At 43.2% G+C, this 18,920-nt stretch carries 15 protein-coding genes; all 15 read right to left on the bottom strand.

Annotation, left to right across the window (positions count from 1 at the left end; genetic code table 11):
* The gene (locus DXC51_RS20075) at positions 1-1,209 is read right to left on the bottom strand and encodes a glycosyltransferase family 4 protein (RefSeq protein WP_117545235.1); all 1,209 of its coding nucleotides are present in this window, start codon (positions 1,207-1,209) and stop codon (positions 1-3) included.
* The gene (locus DXC51_RS29305; RefSeq protein ID WP_147332382.1) at positions 1,206-1,955 is read right to left on the bottom strand and encodes a hypothetical protein; all 750 of its coding nucleotides are present in this window, start codon (positions 1,953-1,955) and stop codon (positions 1,206-1,208) included. The genes DXC51_RS20075 and DXC51_RS29305 overlap by 4 nt, the downstream gene beginning before the upstream one ends.
* 891 nt (positions 1,956-2,846) lie before the next feature.
* The gene (locus tag DXC51_RS30480) at positions 2,847-4,814 is read right to left on the bottom strand and encodes a WecB/TagA/CpsF family glycosyltransferase (RefSeq protein ID WP_330413857.1); all 1,968 of its coding nucleotides are present in this window, start codon (positions 4,812-4,814) and stop codon (positions 2,847-2,849) included.
* Positions 4,815-4,845: 31 nt separating this feature from the next.
* Positions 4,846-6,390: a lipopolysaccharide biosynthesis protein gene (locus DXC51_RS20055; protein ID WP_117545233.1), complete on the bottom strand. Its 1,545-nt coding sequence runs from the start codon at positions 6,388-6,390 to the stop codon at positions 4,846-4,848.
* 261 nt (positions 6,391-6,651) lie between these two features.
* Positions 6,652-7,551, bottom strand: a complete 900-nt coding sequence (locus DXC51_RS20050; protein ID WP_021636935.1) for an alpha-1,2-fucosyltransferase — start codon at positions 7,549-7,551, stop codon at positions 6,652-6,654.
* Positions 7,552-7,892: 341 nt separating this feature from the next.
* Positions 7,893-8,915, bottom strand: a complete 1,023-nt coding sequence (locus tag DXC51_RS20045) for a glycosyltransferase family 2 protein (protein ID WP_021636936.1) — start codon at positions 8,913-8,915, stop codon at positions 7,893-7,895.
* A gap of 465 nt (positions 8,916-9,380) precedes the next feature.
* The gene (locus DXC51_RS20040) at positions 9,381-9,938 is read right to left on the bottom strand and encodes an LbetaH domain-containing protein (RefSeq protein ID WP_021636937.1); all 558 of its coding nucleotides are present in this window, start codon (positions 9,936-9,938) and stop codon (positions 9,381-9,383) included.
* A 70-nt stretch (positions 9,939-10,008) separates the two neighbouring features.
* The gene (locus DXC51_RS20035; RefSeq protein WP_021636938.1) at positions 10,009-11,154 is read right to left on the bottom strand and encodes a glycosyltransferase family 4 protein; all 1,146 of its coding nucleotides are present in this window, start codon (positions 11,152-11,154) and stop codon (positions 10,009-10,011) included.
* Complete coding sequence (locus DXC51_RS20030) at positions 11,155-12,243, bottom strand: glycoside hydrolase family 88 protein (protein WP_021636939.1); 1,089 nt, start codon at positions 12,241-12,243, stop codon at positions 11,155-11,157.
* A gap of 13 nt (positions 12,244-12,256) precedes the next feature.
* The gene (locus tag DXC51_RS20025; protein WP_021636940.1) at positions 12,257-13,426 is read right to left on the bottom strand and encodes a polysaccharide pyruvyl transferase family protein; all 1,170 of its coding nucleotides are present in this window, start codon (positions 13,424-13,426) and stop codon (positions 12,257-12,259) included.
* Positions 13,427-13,462: 36 nt separating this feature from the next.
* The gene (locus DXC51_RS20020) at positions 13,463-14,569 is read right to left on the bottom strand and encodes a glycosyltransferase family 2 protein (RefSeq protein WP_021636941.1); all 1,107 of its coding nucleotides are present in this window, start codon (positions 14,567-14,569) and stop codon (positions 13,463-13,465) included.
* Complete coding sequence (locus DXC51_RS20015) at positions 14,566-15,675, bottom strand: glycosyltransferase family 4 protein (protein WP_021636942.1); 1,110 nt, start codon at positions 15,673-15,675, stop codon at positions 14,566-14,568. Before DXC51_RS20015 ends, DXC51_RS20020 begins: the two co-directional genes overlap by 4 nt.
* Positions 15,676-15,699: 24 nt before the next feature.
* The gene (locus tag DXC51_RS20010; RefSeq protein ID WP_021636943.1) at positions 15,700-16,917 is read right to left on the bottom strand and encodes a hypothetical protein; all 1,218 of its coding nucleotides are present in this window, start codon (positions 16,915-16,917) and stop codon (positions 15,700-15,702) included.
* A 47-nt stretch (positions 16,918-16,964) separates the two neighbouring features.
* Positions 16,965-17,921: a glycosyltransferase family 2 protein gene (locus DXC51_RS20005; RefSeq protein WP_021636944.1), complete on the bottom strand. Its 957-nt coding sequence runs from the start codon at positions 17,919-17,921 to the stop codon at positions 16,965-16,967.
* Between the two features lie 26 nt (positions 17,922-17,947).
* A complete protein-coding gene (locus DXC51_RS20000; RefSeq protein WP_021636945.1) occupies positions 17,948-18,919 on the bottom strand; it encodes a glycosyltransferase family 17 protein in 972 nt (323 codons plus the stop codon).
* Position 18,920 lies beyond the last annotated feature (1 nt).

Here is an 18,920-nt window from a genome sequence, read left to right as displayed (position 1 = left end):
TTATTTATCTCCATAAATTTTTAAAATTTTCTCACAATACTTCTCTGCAGTATCAAATGTGACATTCCTGCAATTTTCTATATATCTGTCTGTTTTTTCTTTATTATGCCACAGTTCATATATTTTTGCATACAATTCCTGCTCATTTTTACTTGTAAATAGTTCTCCGGTTTCCCCATCTGATATGAGTTCTGGTATCCCACCTAAATTCGCTCCCAATACAGGAGTTCCGTAAATCTGAGATTCCATTACTGAAAATGGACAGTTTTCATAACACTCCGAAGGTATCACTGAGAATCTTGCCTCCCCTATAATTTGCTGAAGCTTTTCCCCTGACAAAAATCCTTTATTTGTAATATTTTCTACCTTATTAATCTCTTCTACCATCGGACCACTGCCTACAAAAACAAAGGGAATTTCCGGCATTCTCCGGCATACCTTCAGCAAAGTCTGAATGCCTTTTTCTTCCGAGTATCGGCCGAAATATACAACATAATCTTTCTTTATGACAGCTTCTGTCTTTATAGACGGTCTGTCCACAAAATTATGCATAACTATCAATTTATTTCGAATAGCCTTATAGGTTTCCAGTTTCTTCTTCAGGAACTCGCTGGGGCAGATTACACAATCTATTTCTTCATAGGTATTAAGAATATGATATAACGCATGCTCAAATGCAGCTAACAGGCTTTTAGTCCCCGAACCATGAAGACATCGGTTTTTTATGCAATTACTAACTCCATTGTCAATACACTTCGTACATATATCCCCTGTCAGCGGATTTCTCATCAGATGATTTGGACACACAAACTGACTGTCATGTGCCGTATATATAATTTTAATCTTTCTGGCCGTCTTTTTTTCAAAAGCTCTTATTTCATAAATAATTGAGGGCGTAAGCTGAAAATTAAAATTGTTGAGATGTACCACATCAGGTGTAAAACGGTTAAGCACATTTCGTATCTTTTTTCTGGCCTCCACCGAATAAATAATTTGAAAAGGATACAATAGCTTCTTTATCCGGCCTGTGTGGAAATCCATATCTGATGTATAACTCTCCGCTTCATTTCCAACAATACGGCCCTCATGCTCCATCCCAAAATATTGTACTTCATGCCCTTTTTTTTCGAGAGTCTCACCCAGCTTAAAAATATAGGTTTCCGATCCCCCATTAGGATATAAAAATTTATTTACTATCAATACCTTCATTTTCTTACTCTCTTTTTATCCATCAAACCAAAATATATGCCACAAAGTATAATTGTCACACACCAGCCGGCTATAACGCCTGCAATACCCACCGTAACAGTTCCTCTTATAAGCTCCAGCCAAATAATATTTCCCTTTAAAACATACAAATCTGTATTACCATCTGCGGTCCCTATAATTTCTCCCTGAAAATCAGCAGGTAAATTGTTTCTGTCCAGTTTTACTTTTTCTCCGCCCCAATAATCACTGATTCCCGAATCTGCATATATCGCATCCGGTACATCTGCAGTTTTATAATAAAACACCCCTACACCAAGCCCAAAAATCAGGCCCGTAATCAGGCTCAATCTCCATCCTTTTTTTACAACTCCTGAAAATTTATCTTTTATCTTTCCTATCCCTTTTAAAGGCACTGTTACATAATTCTCGGCCCAGGGAAACAGACATAATTTTTTATTCCACCAGATATCCGGCTTTTTCTCCTGCAATTCCTTCAAAATAACATAATAACACTCTCCTATAAAAATCAGTGTCAAATTCTTAAATGACAAATTTGCCATAAAAGGCTCTGACATACCTGCCACCAGAAAACCCGTCATAATTGCCAGCTCTTTTCTACGCATGAGCTTTACTTCTCTTCTTATTGTCACAAAATATCCTATCGAAATAATTGCGAATAAAATAATGCCATAATACATTAAAATATAAACATAAGAACAATCTATATTATAATCCTTATCCGGCAAATCCGTAAACCTTGTCCCAAAAAGAGAAATCCGCTGTTCCGTCAAAAAATATCGGGAAAGATTCCACCTAGTATTCATCATCTTGTTAAATATATCAAACAGCTTTCCTTTAATGAGTACCGGTCCCAATACAGAAAGCAAAGCACATACCGGATAAATGCACTGAATTAATACTTTCTCTCCTCTGGTAAACTCCTTCCGCAAATTAAAATACAGGTTGGCAAGCAGATAAACCGTAGTAAGAATCAACCCGGTATAGCTTACAGAATACAGAAAAATATAGAAGTTGCCCCCATATAATAATGCTGTTGCAATTATCAACTGTTTCCTGTTCAGGTTGGCGAGATAGAAAAAGAAAGCCAGAAGAATAACATAAGAAATATGGAGCACATTGGGATGTGGATACCCAAGGCTCCATCTGATAATATGTCCTAAACCCAATTTGGAATGGACAAGCGCGAGATCCGGTATCTGCTTTAACAAAGCCAATACAATAGTTGATAAAAATGCCACTGTCCATACTGCAGCACCTACTTTAAAAACCCTTTTTACAGGAACATGTTTCATGCCTGCAACCACCAGCACATAGATAAAAGCAGCCATTTCTCCGGAATTACGGTAAGCCAGTACTCCAAAAGCCATCAGAACGAGCATCTGCACTAGTTCACCTACAGTATGCTCAGTCAGGCACACTTTTACCACAAAACAGAAAAAAGCGGCAATAATACACAGTCTAAAGGATTTCATCCCTTCATACAGGCCAATTCCTTTGGCAAACAACATTATAGCAAAGAATAAATAATAGAATATTTCTTCTGGCCTGAAACCTGTCCCGCGTTCGGACCCCATATTATATACGGCGTTCTTCTGTTCCATTTATCTATACCTGTCTTACTTTCCTTTTTCTTTCTGCATGTAAAGATAGATTGTTCTGTCCACCACATCATCCCAGTTAAAACGGCCGCAGATATAGTCTGCGCTCTCTTTTCTATACTTTTCCACAATATCCGGTCTTGTAAGAAGTTCTTCCAACTTTCGTTTAAGATCTTCTACATTTCCTTTTTGGAAGGAGCATGCTTTATCCTGGACAACTTCCATATTCTCATCAATATCACTAACCAGGCAGCAATTTCCATAGCTCATAGCTTCCAAAAGACTGACTGCCATTCCTTCCACATCGCTTGGCAATACGAAGATATAGGAATTGGAATACAATTCTTCCAATATTTCTCCCTGTACGAATCCAGTCATTACAATGCGGGAGTCCTCCTGTGACATCGTTGTTATCTGATCCATATAATCATGAGAATGACTGCTTCCACCGGCAATTACCAGCTTTTTGTCGGTCGCAATATCTTTAAATGCATCTATCAGATAATGCAGCCCCTTTTCTGGAACAATTCTAGCAAGGAACAGAATATATTCATCTTTCTCCAGTCCGTATTTCTCTTTAATACAGTTTATCTCTTTATGTTCCGGGCATATAATACCATTAGGAATATAGCTGGTTTCCCGTCCGTATTCTTTCTGGAAATAATCTTTCATGTTCTCAGACAAAACAATCAGTTCGTCCGCATGCTTTGCCGCCATTTTTTCTCCGAATCGCAATACCTTCGATGCAAAATTACCCCATTTAGATCTCTGCCAGTCCAGTCCGTGTATGGTTGCCACAACTCGTATACCAAATAATTTGGGAATCCAAATCATTGTGCAAGGCCCTTCTGCATGAAAATGGATGATATCATAGCGTCCGAACAATGAACGGATTGTTGCCAGAAAAGAATAGACTATTGCATTCAATGAACTGCTGCTTGGCGTGGGAATCGTAAAAATCCTCACACCATTATAATATCTTTCTCTCTTTTCGTCAAATTCCTTACCGGAAACATGATAACCAAACCGGTTGTAGGCATCCACCTCACACCCCAGTTTTACCATCCTGGTCGATAATTCGTCAACCACAATTTCCACGCCGCCTTCTCTGGAAGGTATTCTTTTATGGCCAATCATTGCAACCCGCAGAGGCCTGCCCTTTTTCCCACGCGGAATCTCTTTGTCGCATGCAGATATTGGCCCAGATACATAATGTTTCCTGTCGATCCCGTTTTTTCCTTTCAGCCATTCTCTGAACAGATAAAAAACGAAGGAAAAATTAGTATCCAGATATCTTGGAAAAAGCCTCTTAGGATCCTGCCCAATACGAAACAGCCACTCCATACAGAATTCCTGCATCCACAATGGTGCTCTTTTGATAGTACCGGCATGAAAATCAAAGCCGGCGCCAACACCAAGCATAACACCGCATACTCTGCCGTCATGCGCTGCCATCCACTTTTCCTGCTTGGGAGCCCCAAGACCTATCCAAATAAAATCAGGATTGCATTCATTGATATTACGGATTGCTTCCTCATCCTCTTCTTCCGTCATAGGACGGAACGGAGGTGAATACATGCCGACGACATTCATTTTGGGATATTCTTCTGCAAGCTTTACCTTTAAGGCATCCAGCGTTTCCTGCCGGCTTCCGTAAAAATAATGCCTGTACCCTTTTTTCTCGGACAATCTGAATATTTCAGGCATTAAATCCGGCCCGGGAACCCTGCCGGCTTCTTTAAATCCGGTATGGCGCTGTACAATGGATAACGGCTTGCCATCCGGAATATTCATTGCCGCGTTGTTTTGTACCTCTCTGTATTCACCATCCCGATAAGCCGTAACCGTAGTATGCACATTAGAGACACATATATAGTGTCCCTTAAGTTCATCCAAATGCTGTTCTATATAACTGACTGTCTTTTCCATATCAGTTATATTAATTTTTGTTCCCAATATACTGCTGTAGTTCAATTCTGTTGTCATTCATTTTACCCTTAACCTAAAGATGATATTATCAGCGATGAAGCCTGTTTACCACAGCATATGCCTTATCTCTGAAAATTGCAAATAAGTACCTGAACTCTGCGGTTCCTCCAAAAAAAATCAAGAAAATCCCATTGAAAACCAGAGTAATAATAACTATCATTACGGCAAAAGAGGCAATCGTTACCTCTTTCATAAATATATTGCTGCACAGCACGCAGCATGCGGCCGCCAGTATAATGACCGCTGCATATCTGACCGTATCATAAAAATAACTTGTCGCTTTTCTTTCAAAACAGACTCTGTATATAATAACAGGCCGGATTATATTGGCCAGCAGGCCGGATACAATTGTCCCGATATAAACCCCTATCAGTCCGATTTTAATTACCAGCACTACGGAAATAACAAGATTCACCGCTCCCTGTACTAATGGAAGGTATTTATCCTGCTCAAAGACACCTGCAGCAGTTTTATAATTAGATAATACTACCCGTTCGCCCTTAAAGTAGTAGTCAATCAAAATCGCTGCAATAACAGCCCCAGGTAAAATCCATTTATCTCCAAGCCACAGTTTTATTAAAGGAGTCAACAGTATATAAAAACCCACAGCAGAAAAACCGTATATCCAGGAAGCAAAAAAACGGTAAATACAAAACATGTTGTATTGTTTTTCCCTGGACTCCGTGGCAATCAGGTTGCCAAAGCTGGATATTACAGAATTAAAAATAATATTAACAAAGTTGGATACAGAGGATATCACCATATTATAGTTATCAACCATACCCGACATGGCAACGTTGATAAACCCTGATATTATAATGGAGTCTGTCTGAAGTCTGGCCACATCCCCGACCTTATGACAGACAAGCGCCCCTGTTTTTCTTTTAATATCAGAGGTTTCTTCTTTAGTAAGTTTTTCCACATTTTTCTCTTTTAAATATGGATACTTATAATTAAGGTAAATATTTGCAAATATTTTCTGTGCCAGCTCTATAACGGAAGCGGAGATTAAGTAGCCATAAAAACTTGAGGTAGCAAGAATCACTATTGTCTGAACCAAGGTAGTCACAATTTTAGTGATAGTTATAACATTCGACTGAATATAATTCTTCTGTTCAGCATTGGACAGGCTGTATTTATACGCCACAAAATAAGAGCTTACCGTATTAAAAAGAAATATCAGGTAAAAATTTATCAAATCCTGGGTACTGTCTATTCCAATAGGATCTTTAATTATATATTTTAAAAACGGTACCAAAATCAGACCTACTGCTGCAACAATAAAAGCAATCATACGATATGCCTTTTTGTAAAACTGCATGTAAGCCTTAACCTTTTCCCTGTCACCTTTCGCAACCGGAGCATAGAGACTGAAATTTATTGCAGTGCCAACCCCTAATTCAGCCAACGAAAGCACGGACAAAATATTGGTATATGTGCTGTTAATTCCAAGAAGTGTTTCATCCAGGCGCATTATAAATACATAACGCAGGATTGCATTTAACAGCAGTGTAATTATATTACTGACGTAGCCAAACATAATATTTCTGGCTGCATATTTTACTCGTCCCATTCACTGCTTCTTTCTTTTTCAGTAGTTTTAGTATTTTATCATATTATGACAGATTATTCCACCCAAACGAGCTAATTTCCTCTCCCTCTTAATATGCACATTTTTCCTTTTTCTATAATATAACATATTACCCTAGTAATTCCAACCATAGGAAATATTCAGATTACGATTAATATACTTGCAGATATCATACGTCCCAATCATACGAGATAATAAAAAAAGTATATTGTTATGACAGTTTGCCATTTTTCAACTAAGTTTTCAGACAATTCTGCCTTCTTCATCAATTATAACCCAATTTTCCCACAATTCATGCATTCGTTCCGGCTCAGCCTGCTGGCTGTTTTTATGCTTTGCCGGTCGTATTACAATTTTTTTCTCTGTCCTGTTAAGCCTTGCCCCCCAGAAGCTGAAGGTGCTGTTGGCACAGACATTATGCTTGCAGCAACTCATTAATTCCATGTCATAAAAGCTGTCAGCGCCGTGATTCCAATCAACAACGGTATATTCCTCCCCCTTATAATGTTCGCGCAGATAGGCCGGATCATCGGAAAATAAATAAAAATGAGGATTCGTTACTCTGTTACGTATATATCCCTCCGCCGACTTGTAATAACTGTCTGTACAGATTCCTCCAAACATGGCTGCATTTTCAGGGTCCAGATAATCTCCGCGTCGGATATGAATACTGACTGAATTTTCTGAATTCATTTTATTTTTTAACATATTATTCTGAATATTATCGGTTTTAGGAAATATTATTTTACTCTGAAGGAGCGGCATAATATCATGATAATATTTTTCGCAGGCCCAATGTCCCTCCAAATATACATTGTCTAACTTAAAAATTTCCGGATGAAACATTTCACTTTCATAAAAATGCTTGTTTTTGGAAGGAAACAGTTTTCGTTCCAATTTATTAAAAAACCCTTCTTTTCCCAAAAGAGCCTCTCTCTCCTGGGGAGTGCAGGCTTCATAAGTGAGATTATCAAAAAACCTCAGCTCCAGGCTGCGTCTGGCTAATACATTTTCCTGCATAGAAGCATTGTCAAACCATGATGTATCAAGCCGTGTTTCCTTTCCTAAAGCCTTAAACTTTTCATATAAAGCATACTGCTGCATCTGGTTTCCCAAACCGCCCATAACTCGTATTACTATCATCTACTTCATTCAATCCTTCCTGCACAAAATAGTATATAAAAGCATATATGTTCAGAATATTCTGACTGTTTGCAAATATACTAACAATTTTCGCATTTTAATATTTTTACTATTCTATTATTTGTAAGTTATATGATTTCTGTTATTAATCCACAATTTTCCAACAATATACATTTATTTCTGACTAATAATACTATTTCAAAAAACAATTATATTTTGTAGCACAACTTTCAAGATATCATAATATAGTTCTGAAAATATACAATCTCATACAAAATTTCAAAAATATTCCCGCTTTTCGGGCAATTATTATTAGCGTCAGTATATTCGCACATTTTCTGTTATCCATTAATCCTGTCATACAATTCAAAGATAATCTTTCCTGCTCCACAACGGAAAACAGAGGGCCTTCTCATTACCCAGATAAGAAGTTTATTTACATTATCCTCCGGACGAATTTTATACTTATCAGCTATTGTTTTCACATGTTCAGCTTTACAAATTTTTTTCGTTCTGTCTGTGAAGCCCTTTTTGCCGCCGCGCAGTTCATTTTTAACAGCCAGCATAAGAAGGAACAGGCTTTCCTTCTCCCATTGTTCTTGCCAATCTGTAATACTCTTAGAGCTGAATATTTCTTTAATCGCGTCTATCAGAAGGCATATTCCATCGTACATTCCCGCATCATATTTGTGTACCATAGAAGCATCGTTATAAAAATAGTGGTAATGCAGCGCTTCCTTTAATATTACCACCCTCCTGCTGTCCAATAACGCCGGAAGAACAATGTTTACATCCTCTCCCATTTTAATGCCGGGATTGCAGTAAATCATATTATCCACAATCAATTCCCGGGGAAAAAGCTTCATGCACCGTGACATTGATATGGTACGCCGCTCATTTCCCAATAAATTTCTTTTAATTGAATTCTCCAGCAGAGCACCTTCATATATACCCGGCGATAGCTCATGAAAATGGCTGGTTGAATGTCCGTCTTTCTCGATCACGAAGTTTCCACAGATAACTTCTCCCGGAATGCCCGCTGCCTCCTTAAGCATCTCCTCCATCATATTGGTTTCTACCCAGTCATCACTGTCAATAAAGCTCAGATAATCCCCGGCAGACACATTAACCCCTGCCATCCAGGCCGACATCAGGCCGCCGTTTTGTTTGTGAATTACACGGATTCTTTTGTCTCCAGCCGCATAAGAATCACATATTTGAGGTCCTCCATCTCTGGAACCATCGTCCACAAGAATAATCTCAAGATTACTGTATGTTTGATTAACTATACTGTTAAGACAGCGTTCAAGATAGTTCTCTGCATTATAAACCGGAACAATCACACTTATTAGCTTTTGCTTCATTGTACTTTCCACTCCAACCTGGGATAACAGACAGAATAACAAATTTGTATATGTTAATTTAATTTTAAAAGTTATTTGTCGCAATTATATAAAAATATTGTTTTATTTTCTGATAATTACAATTTTCACTTTAATATGACTGTATTCAAAATTGAAACTATTAATCTTATTGTCTTTAATATATGTTTTATAATGAATTCAGCTTATTGTTGGTAAAGCCTTTTTAAATCTTAATACACTTTTTATTTTTAATAATTTTCAGCAAAACATACATATCCTAATTATATTTACAAAGAATACAATATTTTCTTTTATTCGTAAGTAACTCGCCTTATTAAACAGCAAAATTATCTATTGCCTATATATTGTCAGATTTTTTTCAATATTTTATGTTTATTTCTGACAATTATTTTGTTAGCCCAATATATTTATGCCTCTTCCTGTATTATAGCATCTAACCCTATACTACTTCTTTAAATGCAGCACCCTCCCCGGTACCCCGGCTACAGTTGCTCCATTCTGGTTTATAGACCGTGTAACCACGCTCCCGGCACCAATCGTAACTCCATCTGCAATCCTGATATCCCCAATGACCGAACATCCCCATCCCGCAGTCACGTTTTTGCCAAGCACAGGGCTTTTTGTTCCGGCACCGGTATTTCCCACACAGAAATTGCCTGTAACATGGCAGTTTTCCCCGATCCTGGCGTCCTCATTCACTACAATTGGGGCTATATGATAAATCAGCAGACCTTTTTCAAAACAATTTTCCGGGATTTCAAAGCCCAGCCGGTTCCCCAGCACATATTTCCTGCGGTGGTACCAGATAAATGCCGCCTTATCCCAGAACGTATTCCTGTTTTTATGATACTCCGCATGCCTTAATGTCCACAGATACTGCCATATCCTGTAAAATTTGGAACGCAGAAGCCATGCCGGCAGCCAGGAACTGTTTTCTCCCCCGAAATACAACGCCCTCTCGTATGCAAGATATTCTTTTAAATCCTTTTTGTCCTGTATCATGATATCCCCTCATGGCATAATGGCCGCATCACCTGCATCCCAGGCTTCCAGAATTTGCAAACTTCCTGAATCACCACTGCAGACTTTCATTAATTACATCAAAAACCTTCCTGTTTACCTTCCGGTAATCAAACTGAAGGGATTTTTCATAGGCTGCCTTCGCATAACGTTCATAATCCGCCACGATTTTGTCCATTGCGGAATGAATGCTCTCCACGCTTCCATCCGTAACCTCAGAATCCTTTCCGTAAGTCAGCACTTCCTTAATCCCGCCGACATCCGTGGTAATCACCGGCAGTCCCCGGCTTATGGCTTCCAGGATAATCATGGGAATCCCTTCAAACGTTGAATTCATAACAAGCATATCGGCGGCCTTCATCGTTTCCTGTACTTCATCCGGCGATACGGCACCGGCAAAATGAATCCTCTCGTTTCCGTCTGCCAGCGTTTCCAGCTGCTTACGCTCTTCACCGTCACCCAGTATCGTAAAATCGCAGCTTCTGCCATAGCTTTTAACCGCTTTAATCATAGGTCCCACGTTTTTAACGGCCGAGAGCCTTCCCGCATATAAAAAGTGTATTTTATCCTCATGCAGTTTTCTTTCTTCATAAGGATGCACCACAATAGAATTTCCCACATGCACCGTATGTTTATTGTAAACGCTGTAATTTTCCAGTGTTTCCTGTTCCAAAACAAAGATAGCCGTGCTCTTCTTTATCACATGGACCAGAAAACCCTGAAAAGCTTTTCGTATAAAAGGCGCCTTTTTAAAAAAACGTACCCGCTGCCACATATCCAGATAGGTTCCATGGGAAAAAACATAGCAGATGGCGCCGGGCCTGAGAAAACGTACTGCGCCGAAGGCCTCCGGAGTATGGATATAATTGCAGTCCTCCCTGGTTAACCCTATCAGCTTCCGATATTTCCACAATCCTTTAACATATTCCAGTCGAAGGGATTTTTTCACCTTGCTTAAATCAGCTGATGCCTGAGTCACGGCCAGAAAAGAGTATTCGCCTCCACCGTTGGATATTCTTTTAACCTTACCAACTTCGCTGGCATCACATGACACCCCTACAAGAAGAACCTCTCCTGTATGCTCCGGATATTCCTGTGAAAGGAATCTGAGAAAATTTTTTATGCTTGTCACCTGTCCGCCTACGGGATAATCCCTGTAGTTGCAGGTATCATACAATATAAGACGCGGCTTTCCCATCTACACTTCCTCCATCATCCCAAACAACCGCAGCGCAGGCCCGTCCGCCCAGGGATAGCTTCCGTATCTTTGCGGATACTGGCTGAAGCCGTCGCACTCCGCCGAACACTGCTCCACCCTGCCGTTTTTCATATGTGCGAGCAAATATTCGCCTGCACGCAGCACATTTTCTTCATAGTGACCGTCCAGATTTTCAAACTGCATCCCCCGCAGCAACGCACAGGCAATCATGGCCGTGGCAGAGGAATCACTGGGGCCATCCTGTGCCTGCAGCTGCCAGGGGAAGCTTCCGTCTTCCTTCTGAAAACCCACCACAATAGCGGACAGCTTTTGAAAATGGTCCCGCAGGAAACTAAACTGCGGTGTTTTTTCCGGAAGATAGGCCAGACTCTCAGAGATTCCTGACATCAGCCAGCCTACGGCCCTGCCCCAGCCGATAATACCGTATTTTACGCCGGTATCGCTGTCAAAACCGTGGTATGGCAGTCCCGATGCCGCGTCCATCCCGCCCTCCAGGAAGTGCACCATTTGAACGACGCTAAGCTTAACCGCCGTCGTATCCTCTGTCAGGATACCGTAACGGCATAAAAAAGGGCAGACCATACCGATACCATCGGCATAAATATGGCTTCCATCCCTTAGCCTGTAAGGAAGATTTCCCCTGGAATCCGCCGGATACTTCAGCAGGTAGGCTGCAAGGCGCTGGGCGCCTGTCATGTATTTTTCATTACCGGTTCTTTCATACAAATCAAGTAAGGGAATGCCGTTCGTTATGTTATCCACATAGTATATCGGCATTTCCTGCTTTATCCACCTGTTAAAGTATCTCTCCAACGTATTAATACTCACATTGTCTGAGGTACCTCTGCAAACTTCCGACAGTCCTCTGGCAAGCAGCGCATTGGGCCAGTAAAACCGATCCACGGGCGGTATCTGCTGAAAAAGCAGATATTTTCTGATACGCCGCTTGGTCTTTTCTTTTTTCCCCAATATCGGATAGGTGAACAGCTGCTTCGCCACATTTTGCTGCAGCGCATTTACCTTCTGGATTGTTTCCGTTCTTTGTATCAGTTCCTGTAACCGCTCCATACAGTCACTCCCCTCATTCTGCCAGTTTTCCCAGTATTTTTCCCATTTGCCTGGCACGTTCCAGATAAGCCGGCATAACCTTTTCCAACCGTGTTTTTACAAACTGTTCCTGGTTTTTAAGCCATTCAAAGCCTTCAATCAGTTCCCCCTCCTGACGCAGGCTCTGCACCGGAAGCACATAATCCTCCCAGGTGCCGAACAGATCCTTGGCAATTCCCCTGGCTTTTACCGAGTACCCTACCACCAGGGTGGGAACCAGCGATGAATAGGCCGCTATCGTGGCATGGGTTCTGGCTCCTATAAAAAAACGGCACCTGGCGATATAGCCCTTCAGTTCCTCGCAGCCGCAGTCCTCAATGAGAACTATTCGTCCGGTTTCCTTAAAGTCTTCATACAGTCGTTTTAAAACCGTTCTGTCATCATTGTTTTTCCAGACCACATGGGGAATCAGCGCCACATTCATCTGCGTGGTATCAAGAATATGCCGGATTAGCGCCCTGTAATTTTCCATGGTAATCCCCGGCACCGCTTCATTTTCCACCACCAGCGGACTCACATTCAGCCCTACCATGCCGCCCTCCGTAAAATTCTCCGGCAAAGGCTTTTTTATTGTTTCAAGAAGAAATGCAGGATCTGGTACAAGGTAGGTATTGTCCTTCAGCCCTGCATCCTGCAATGCCTGCCAGGTAATGGACTCCCGTGCTATGATGCTGCTGTAGCGCCGCATATCATCAATAATATCAGGTTCAGCCAGCAGCTCCGGTTCTATGGAACAGCCAAGCAGGACCGTTTTCGCCCCCTGACTGTTGAACATCTGGTTGGCCAGCTTTAAATCCTTTAAAAGAAGATCATAGCAATAATTATCGCCGCCGATGGAGATGTTCAGCGCCCGCAGGTTCCTGCCGCATACCTCTCCGAACCGATAGCGCAGCGCAGCCTCCGGATCATGCAAATAACGTTCCTTCAGATAATAATATACATGAATGAAAAAATTTTCCCTGATTTTCTTTTCCTCAATCAGCGTACATAAACCCTTCAGAGAATACCTTTCATCCTCCGCAGCGCTGTTGGTTACGATGATTGCAGGCTTGGGCAGCATTTTGCATACGGTATTGGCAATTGCTTCGCATCCATGATTTCCGCTTCCCGCGTGCATATACAGAACAATTTTATCTTTTTTCAACGGAGTCTCACCTTCCTGTTTTGATAAAAATCCGGCTTACCGGCGCCCTTTCCAATGGTGGTACAGCCCCAGATACAAAGACGGTGCTAAAAGAAACAAAAGCCCCTTCAGCTTATATCCCGCCGGAAGTCCTCTTCTTACCATCCGGTCCCGGGCTGCTTCTCTGGCAGCTTTACGGCATACTTCTGTATAATCTGCCATCGCCCTTCTTTCCTCTGCCGGGAGCAGTGCCAGCTTTCCGGCCGTAAGAAGCGCCGCCTGAAAAAGGCTGATATCCGCTTTTGCCGTATAATCCGGATACAAAAGCTTTATTTTTTCCCGGGCCTGCTGCCAGCAGGTTATCTGATCCATGTATGCAGGCTTAAATCCTGAAAACATGGCGCCATCATCATTGATATAGTAACAGTATTCCCTTGTCTTTATCAGGGAAACCTTCTTCAATGCAGGGAGCAGGTCTATGAGGAACAGCAAATCCTCCCCGATTGTCAGCCCTTCCTGAAAACGCGCCTCCTGAAGTATTTCTTTTCGAAAAAGGATACTCCAGCATCGGGTATTTCCGGCCAGAAGATATTCTGCCACATAGGCTTCCACCGGCATGGAGATGTGCTCCGGATATGTTTCTTCCATACCCGCCGCTTCTCCGTCTCGTCTTTCCTTATCCGCATTTTCTTTATCCGGAGGCTTTTTATCTGAGAGCTTTTTATCCTGTCTCTTCAGAAGCTGTGTGCTCTCTCCTGTTCCACAGTCCCTGCGAAACTGCCTCCGTTCCGCTTCCCCTGCCTCCTGAAAACCGCACATAGCCATATCGCTGCCGTCTTTTTCCAGGCATTCCACCTGATGCTCCAGCATTTCCGGGCACAGCCAGTCATCCGCATCCACGAAGGCAATATAGTCACCGGAGGCCTCTTTCAGCCCCAGGTTTCTTGCAGAGGATACGCCGCCGTTTTCTTTCTGGAGCAGCCGGAAGCGGCTGTCCTTTTCACAAAAGCTTCGGCAGATGCCAGTGCTGTCATCCGTGGATCCGTCGTCTACCAGCAGCACCTCCAGATCAGTCCAGGTCTGCAAAGCAATGCTCTGCAGGCAGTCGGGCAGAGGCCCGGAGGCATTATAAACAGGTATGATCACCGAAATTTTAGCACTCACCTGGCCAACTCCTCCCAGTATGCCGTAATGCGGCTGTCCCAGCCGAACCGCTTCACATTCTCATAACCTTTTCTTATCAGCTGCTGTCTGAGTTCTTCCTCCGTCAGAATCCGGTTCAAGCATTTTACGCTCTGAGCATAGTTATCCGGATCTGTGAGAAGGCCGGCATCTCCCACCACCTCAGCCAATGCCGTCCTGTCGGAGCAGACTACCGGCACCCCCAGCTGCATGGCCTCCAGCGGAGGGAATCCAAATCCCTCTATCAGGGAAAGGAACAGGAAAACCCTTGCACCGGCCAAAAGGCTGTGCATATCCTCTGAACGTTCAATATATTTATAGCAGGTCACATGGGACGCCGCCTCACTGCTGATCTCATAGCCATCTGTATTGAGGATTCCCACCACTATCAGCCTGGCAGGATGCTGTGTCTGATGATAATAGGCATCATAGGTTTTCAGCACCCCCGCCGCATTTTTGTGAGGAAGCCCTGAGGCGGCTGCATAAATATAAGGTTCCTCCGGAATCAGGGCACATTTATTCCGGGAACATTTTACTTCATTCAATCCATTGTAAATAACCCTGACCCTTTTCCCGCTGCCCGGACACATGGCATCAATCTCTCTGCGTGAAAATTCAGAAATCGTTATAATCCGATCCGCATGCTTCATGGAAGCCTTCAGCCGGCTCATAATATAGGCATTTTCCACCCGGTTTAATACGCTGGGAAAATATTTATCATAAAAGAAAGGTATCAGATCGTGAATGATAACCGTATCCTTTCCCCTGTAAAACAGCGGACGGTATCCCCTGGGAAAAAGGATTCTGTCTGCCTTATATTTACGCGCCTGAAACGGAACGATAAAAAGCTCCCATACGAGGCAGGTCAGCTTGTTCAGCGGGTTTCCTTTCATCTGAACGAAACGGATGCCGGGTATATCAAAATCCTTCCGGTTATATTCGTTCCCCAGCACAATGATTTCCTCGCAGCGCTCTCCGTTCCGGTTCGTCTCAGTCAGATGCTGGGCCAGATTCTGCGCCAGGTTGTAAATACCAATACTTTTTCCTTTTCCCTTTACCAGCTTGAAGCAGTCAATTACCAACCTCATTCCCTATACCTCTCACGCTTCTTTTTAACAGCCCGGTTCCCCGGACGTTTCTTTCCGTCCCAGAAAACGCCAGCTCTGCCACCAGTATTCCTCCTGTATATCCTGCATCCCCTCTGCAGGCGGCTTCCGGAAGCAGAGCATATCACTCCAGTAAGCCCCCAGCAGAAACAGGGCATAGTTTCTGCCCAGATATACGGAAATAAAATGCGCTTCCAGCATGGTGTACAATGCAAAGCTGAGCACCATCATGAAGCCCATATAATTCTTCTTTTTATAGCACTGCCACATCAGCATTGCGTACAGAAGCACATAAAGCGCGCCGGGGATGATTCCATACCAATAGAACAGGCGCACATAGCCCATATCGAAATACTTGATGTTTTCCGGCCGGGAGAAAAGGCGCCAGTTGCGCAGTATTCCTCCTCCGCCCTCCAGGGTATTCATGCTTGTAATACGTCCCGTAAAAAAACGGTCATATGGATAAAAAGGCCCCTCATACGGCTCATAACAGGCAATCCATATGGACAGTCCCACACAGCCAAAGAAAAGCAGAATGCCGGCAATATAAAGCCATTTACTGTCCCGAGCCTTCCTGCCATAAGTAAGAAACAGGGAAAAGGCAAGTGTAAAAACAAGAATTAATACCCCTGTCCTGGAATCCGTCGGCAGAAATAAAATGAGGCCGGCAGCAAGGAGCAGGCCATACATCCATAGCTTCATCTTCCTCCAGTACAAATATATCCCCAGCGTAACCAGTACCCAGAACATGCAGAAAAAGGCGTTAGGATGCCCCAGCCCGAAGGTATACCTTATTCCCCTGTCCCCTGCATCCACAATATACATCTGGCCGAAAATACCTGTTAAAGCCAGCGATACAAGAAGCAGGCAGCCCGACAGTGTGACGAAAAAAGCCAACTGTAAAGACTTGCGTAAATCCACATTTTTGAAGGAAGCGCAGAAAACCACCAGCCTGACTGCTTCATCCCGTCCCGAAAACAAATAACAGGTTCCGGCAATTATAAGAAAAAACAGCATCCACAGCCATTCCCTGAATGAATAACGGGTAAGGCAGATTTTGCCCAGAAAAAGCAGGAAGGTTATACGAAACAACTGCCCCTCCCATGGATTGATGTATGCACTTTTGTCCGCAATAACAATCAGAAGCTCCAGTACCAGTCCGATATAAAATAAAATCTGCCCCAACTGGTACAGCCAATCCTCCGTACATTTTTCCTTGTCCATTCATTTCTCCCTGGGAACTGGTTCCCTATATGCTAAAACGGTATCTGTCACCCTTCTATTTTCCGGATCCCCAGCTTATGCATCGCCCCATTCCAATATCCCAGCACCGTATTTTCCCAGAACCAGGATATCCCCTGTTTCAAATATTCACCGCGGGAAATCCCGCACTGTCCAGCAGTTTCCCAGCCCTGTCTGAATTTCAGTATCTGCCTTAACATATATTCCCTGCAGGCCTGGCTTTCCCTGAGCTGATATTTTTCATACATATAAAGCGTATCATTAAATTTACGCAAATCCTTCTCTTCAAACATCCCGGTATACTGCGCCTCATGGATCCCGATGGAAATCAGAGGCTCCTGCGTACAGACGAAACGGGGATTCCTGCTGAGTATTTCAAAGTACAGAAACATATCGGAGGCCCAGTTGCTCTTCTCATCAAACATTGCCCCGCAGGCCCGGTAAAGGGTCGCGCTGGGAGCGCCGATTTCATTTCCCAGAAACAGGTTCCGGTAATCCGCCGCCAGCCTGTCCGTGTACCAATCCGCCGCCGCCCTGGCATAAGCCTTTTTCCCTGGCTGCCCGCTGCCGTCTGCCAAGTCGCCCTGTACAGCCTGCTCATCCTCCGGCAGCATCACCTGCATCGTTCCGCAGAATGCCAAAGAAGCCTCCGGTGTCCGATCCAGCAGGGAAACCATCTTTTCCAGGCTGTCAGGAGCGGTAAACCAGTCATCGCTGAACATGATTTTTATATACTCCCCCTGCGCTTCTGACAGACTTTTATTCCAGTTGAAAATGTGGCCCAAAGGTTTTTCATTATGGATATAGCGGATATCTTCCCACCCGGAACTTTTAACCAGCTCCGCAATCTCCTCATTGGTGGAATCATCCGTCAGTATGATTTCCAGGTCCCGGAAGGTCTGCATACGGATGGATTCCAGAAGCCTTTTTACCTCTGTCGCATTATTATAAGCAGGGATGCATATGGAAACTTTAGGTATGTCCATCGTCCTTCCTCCCGTTCCGTATTTTTTCAACCCTTGATTTTCCGCAAAACACGTTTCGCCAAATGGCCTGTCCTGAAAATAAACCTGCGTATTCCGCCAAGCATGTGGCGCAGCCCCTTTTTTACCGGCGGTTCTTCCTTCAGAATCAGAAAGGAATACTCCTCCTGATTCTCACGTAGATATTCCGGAAAGGTTTCGTCTATCTCAACCTGGACAAAGGACGCATTTCTGCCGAAAATGTCCTTTCCATCCTTAATCCTGTCCGCCACATCGGAAAGGACCTCCGCTTTGTTATATTCCTGATGCGCCGCGCTGCGGACCTTTTCCGCCACACGTTTTTTTACATCCTTTTCCCCGTGGCCGCCCATATAGCCAAAATGCCAGCCGCCGTCCTCCACGCGGATGCCACAGGCCTTTCTTTCCGGAAAACGCAGCTCGCCCAGCTGGAGCTTCTGCTCCTTTAAAAGCGAATAGCTGCACATTTTGGATCCAATCCATTTTTTTCTGCCGGGAATCCCATCTTTGGATCGTTCTGCTTCCGGGAATTCTCCCGCATAGGAGAGCAGATTGCCGGACACCTCTTCCATGTTCAGATAACAATAGAACAGCCTCTGGGCAAAATGATAGATTTTCGTCCTGTCAAAATTCTGCAGGATTTCCTTGATTTTCTCCGGATTGGGGATTTCGTCCAGATCACTGAAAATAATAATATCCTCATCCGTACAGTCCTTCAGTCCCCTGCCCACCGCATTTTTCTGGAAGGTATCCCTGTCATGGGTATAGCCCGGCGGCGTATCATCCACCACCACATGAATGATTTTGTCCGCAAATTCCGCGAACATTTCCTTATTTTCCTCATAATACAGCGGCTTTGGGTTCCCGGAAAAGGTTTCCGTGGCCTCGCTGATGACAAACCTGTCCACCACCGGGTTCATAATATGAAGCCGCAGCTTCAGAATATCCAGTTCATTAAAAAACTGGAAACAGTCATATACCATT

The sequence above is a fragment of the Eisenbergiella massiliensis genome, assembly GCF_003435485.1.
Note: the sequence above shows the minus strand (reverse complement) of the source record. Positions and strands in the feature narration are given on the sequence as shown.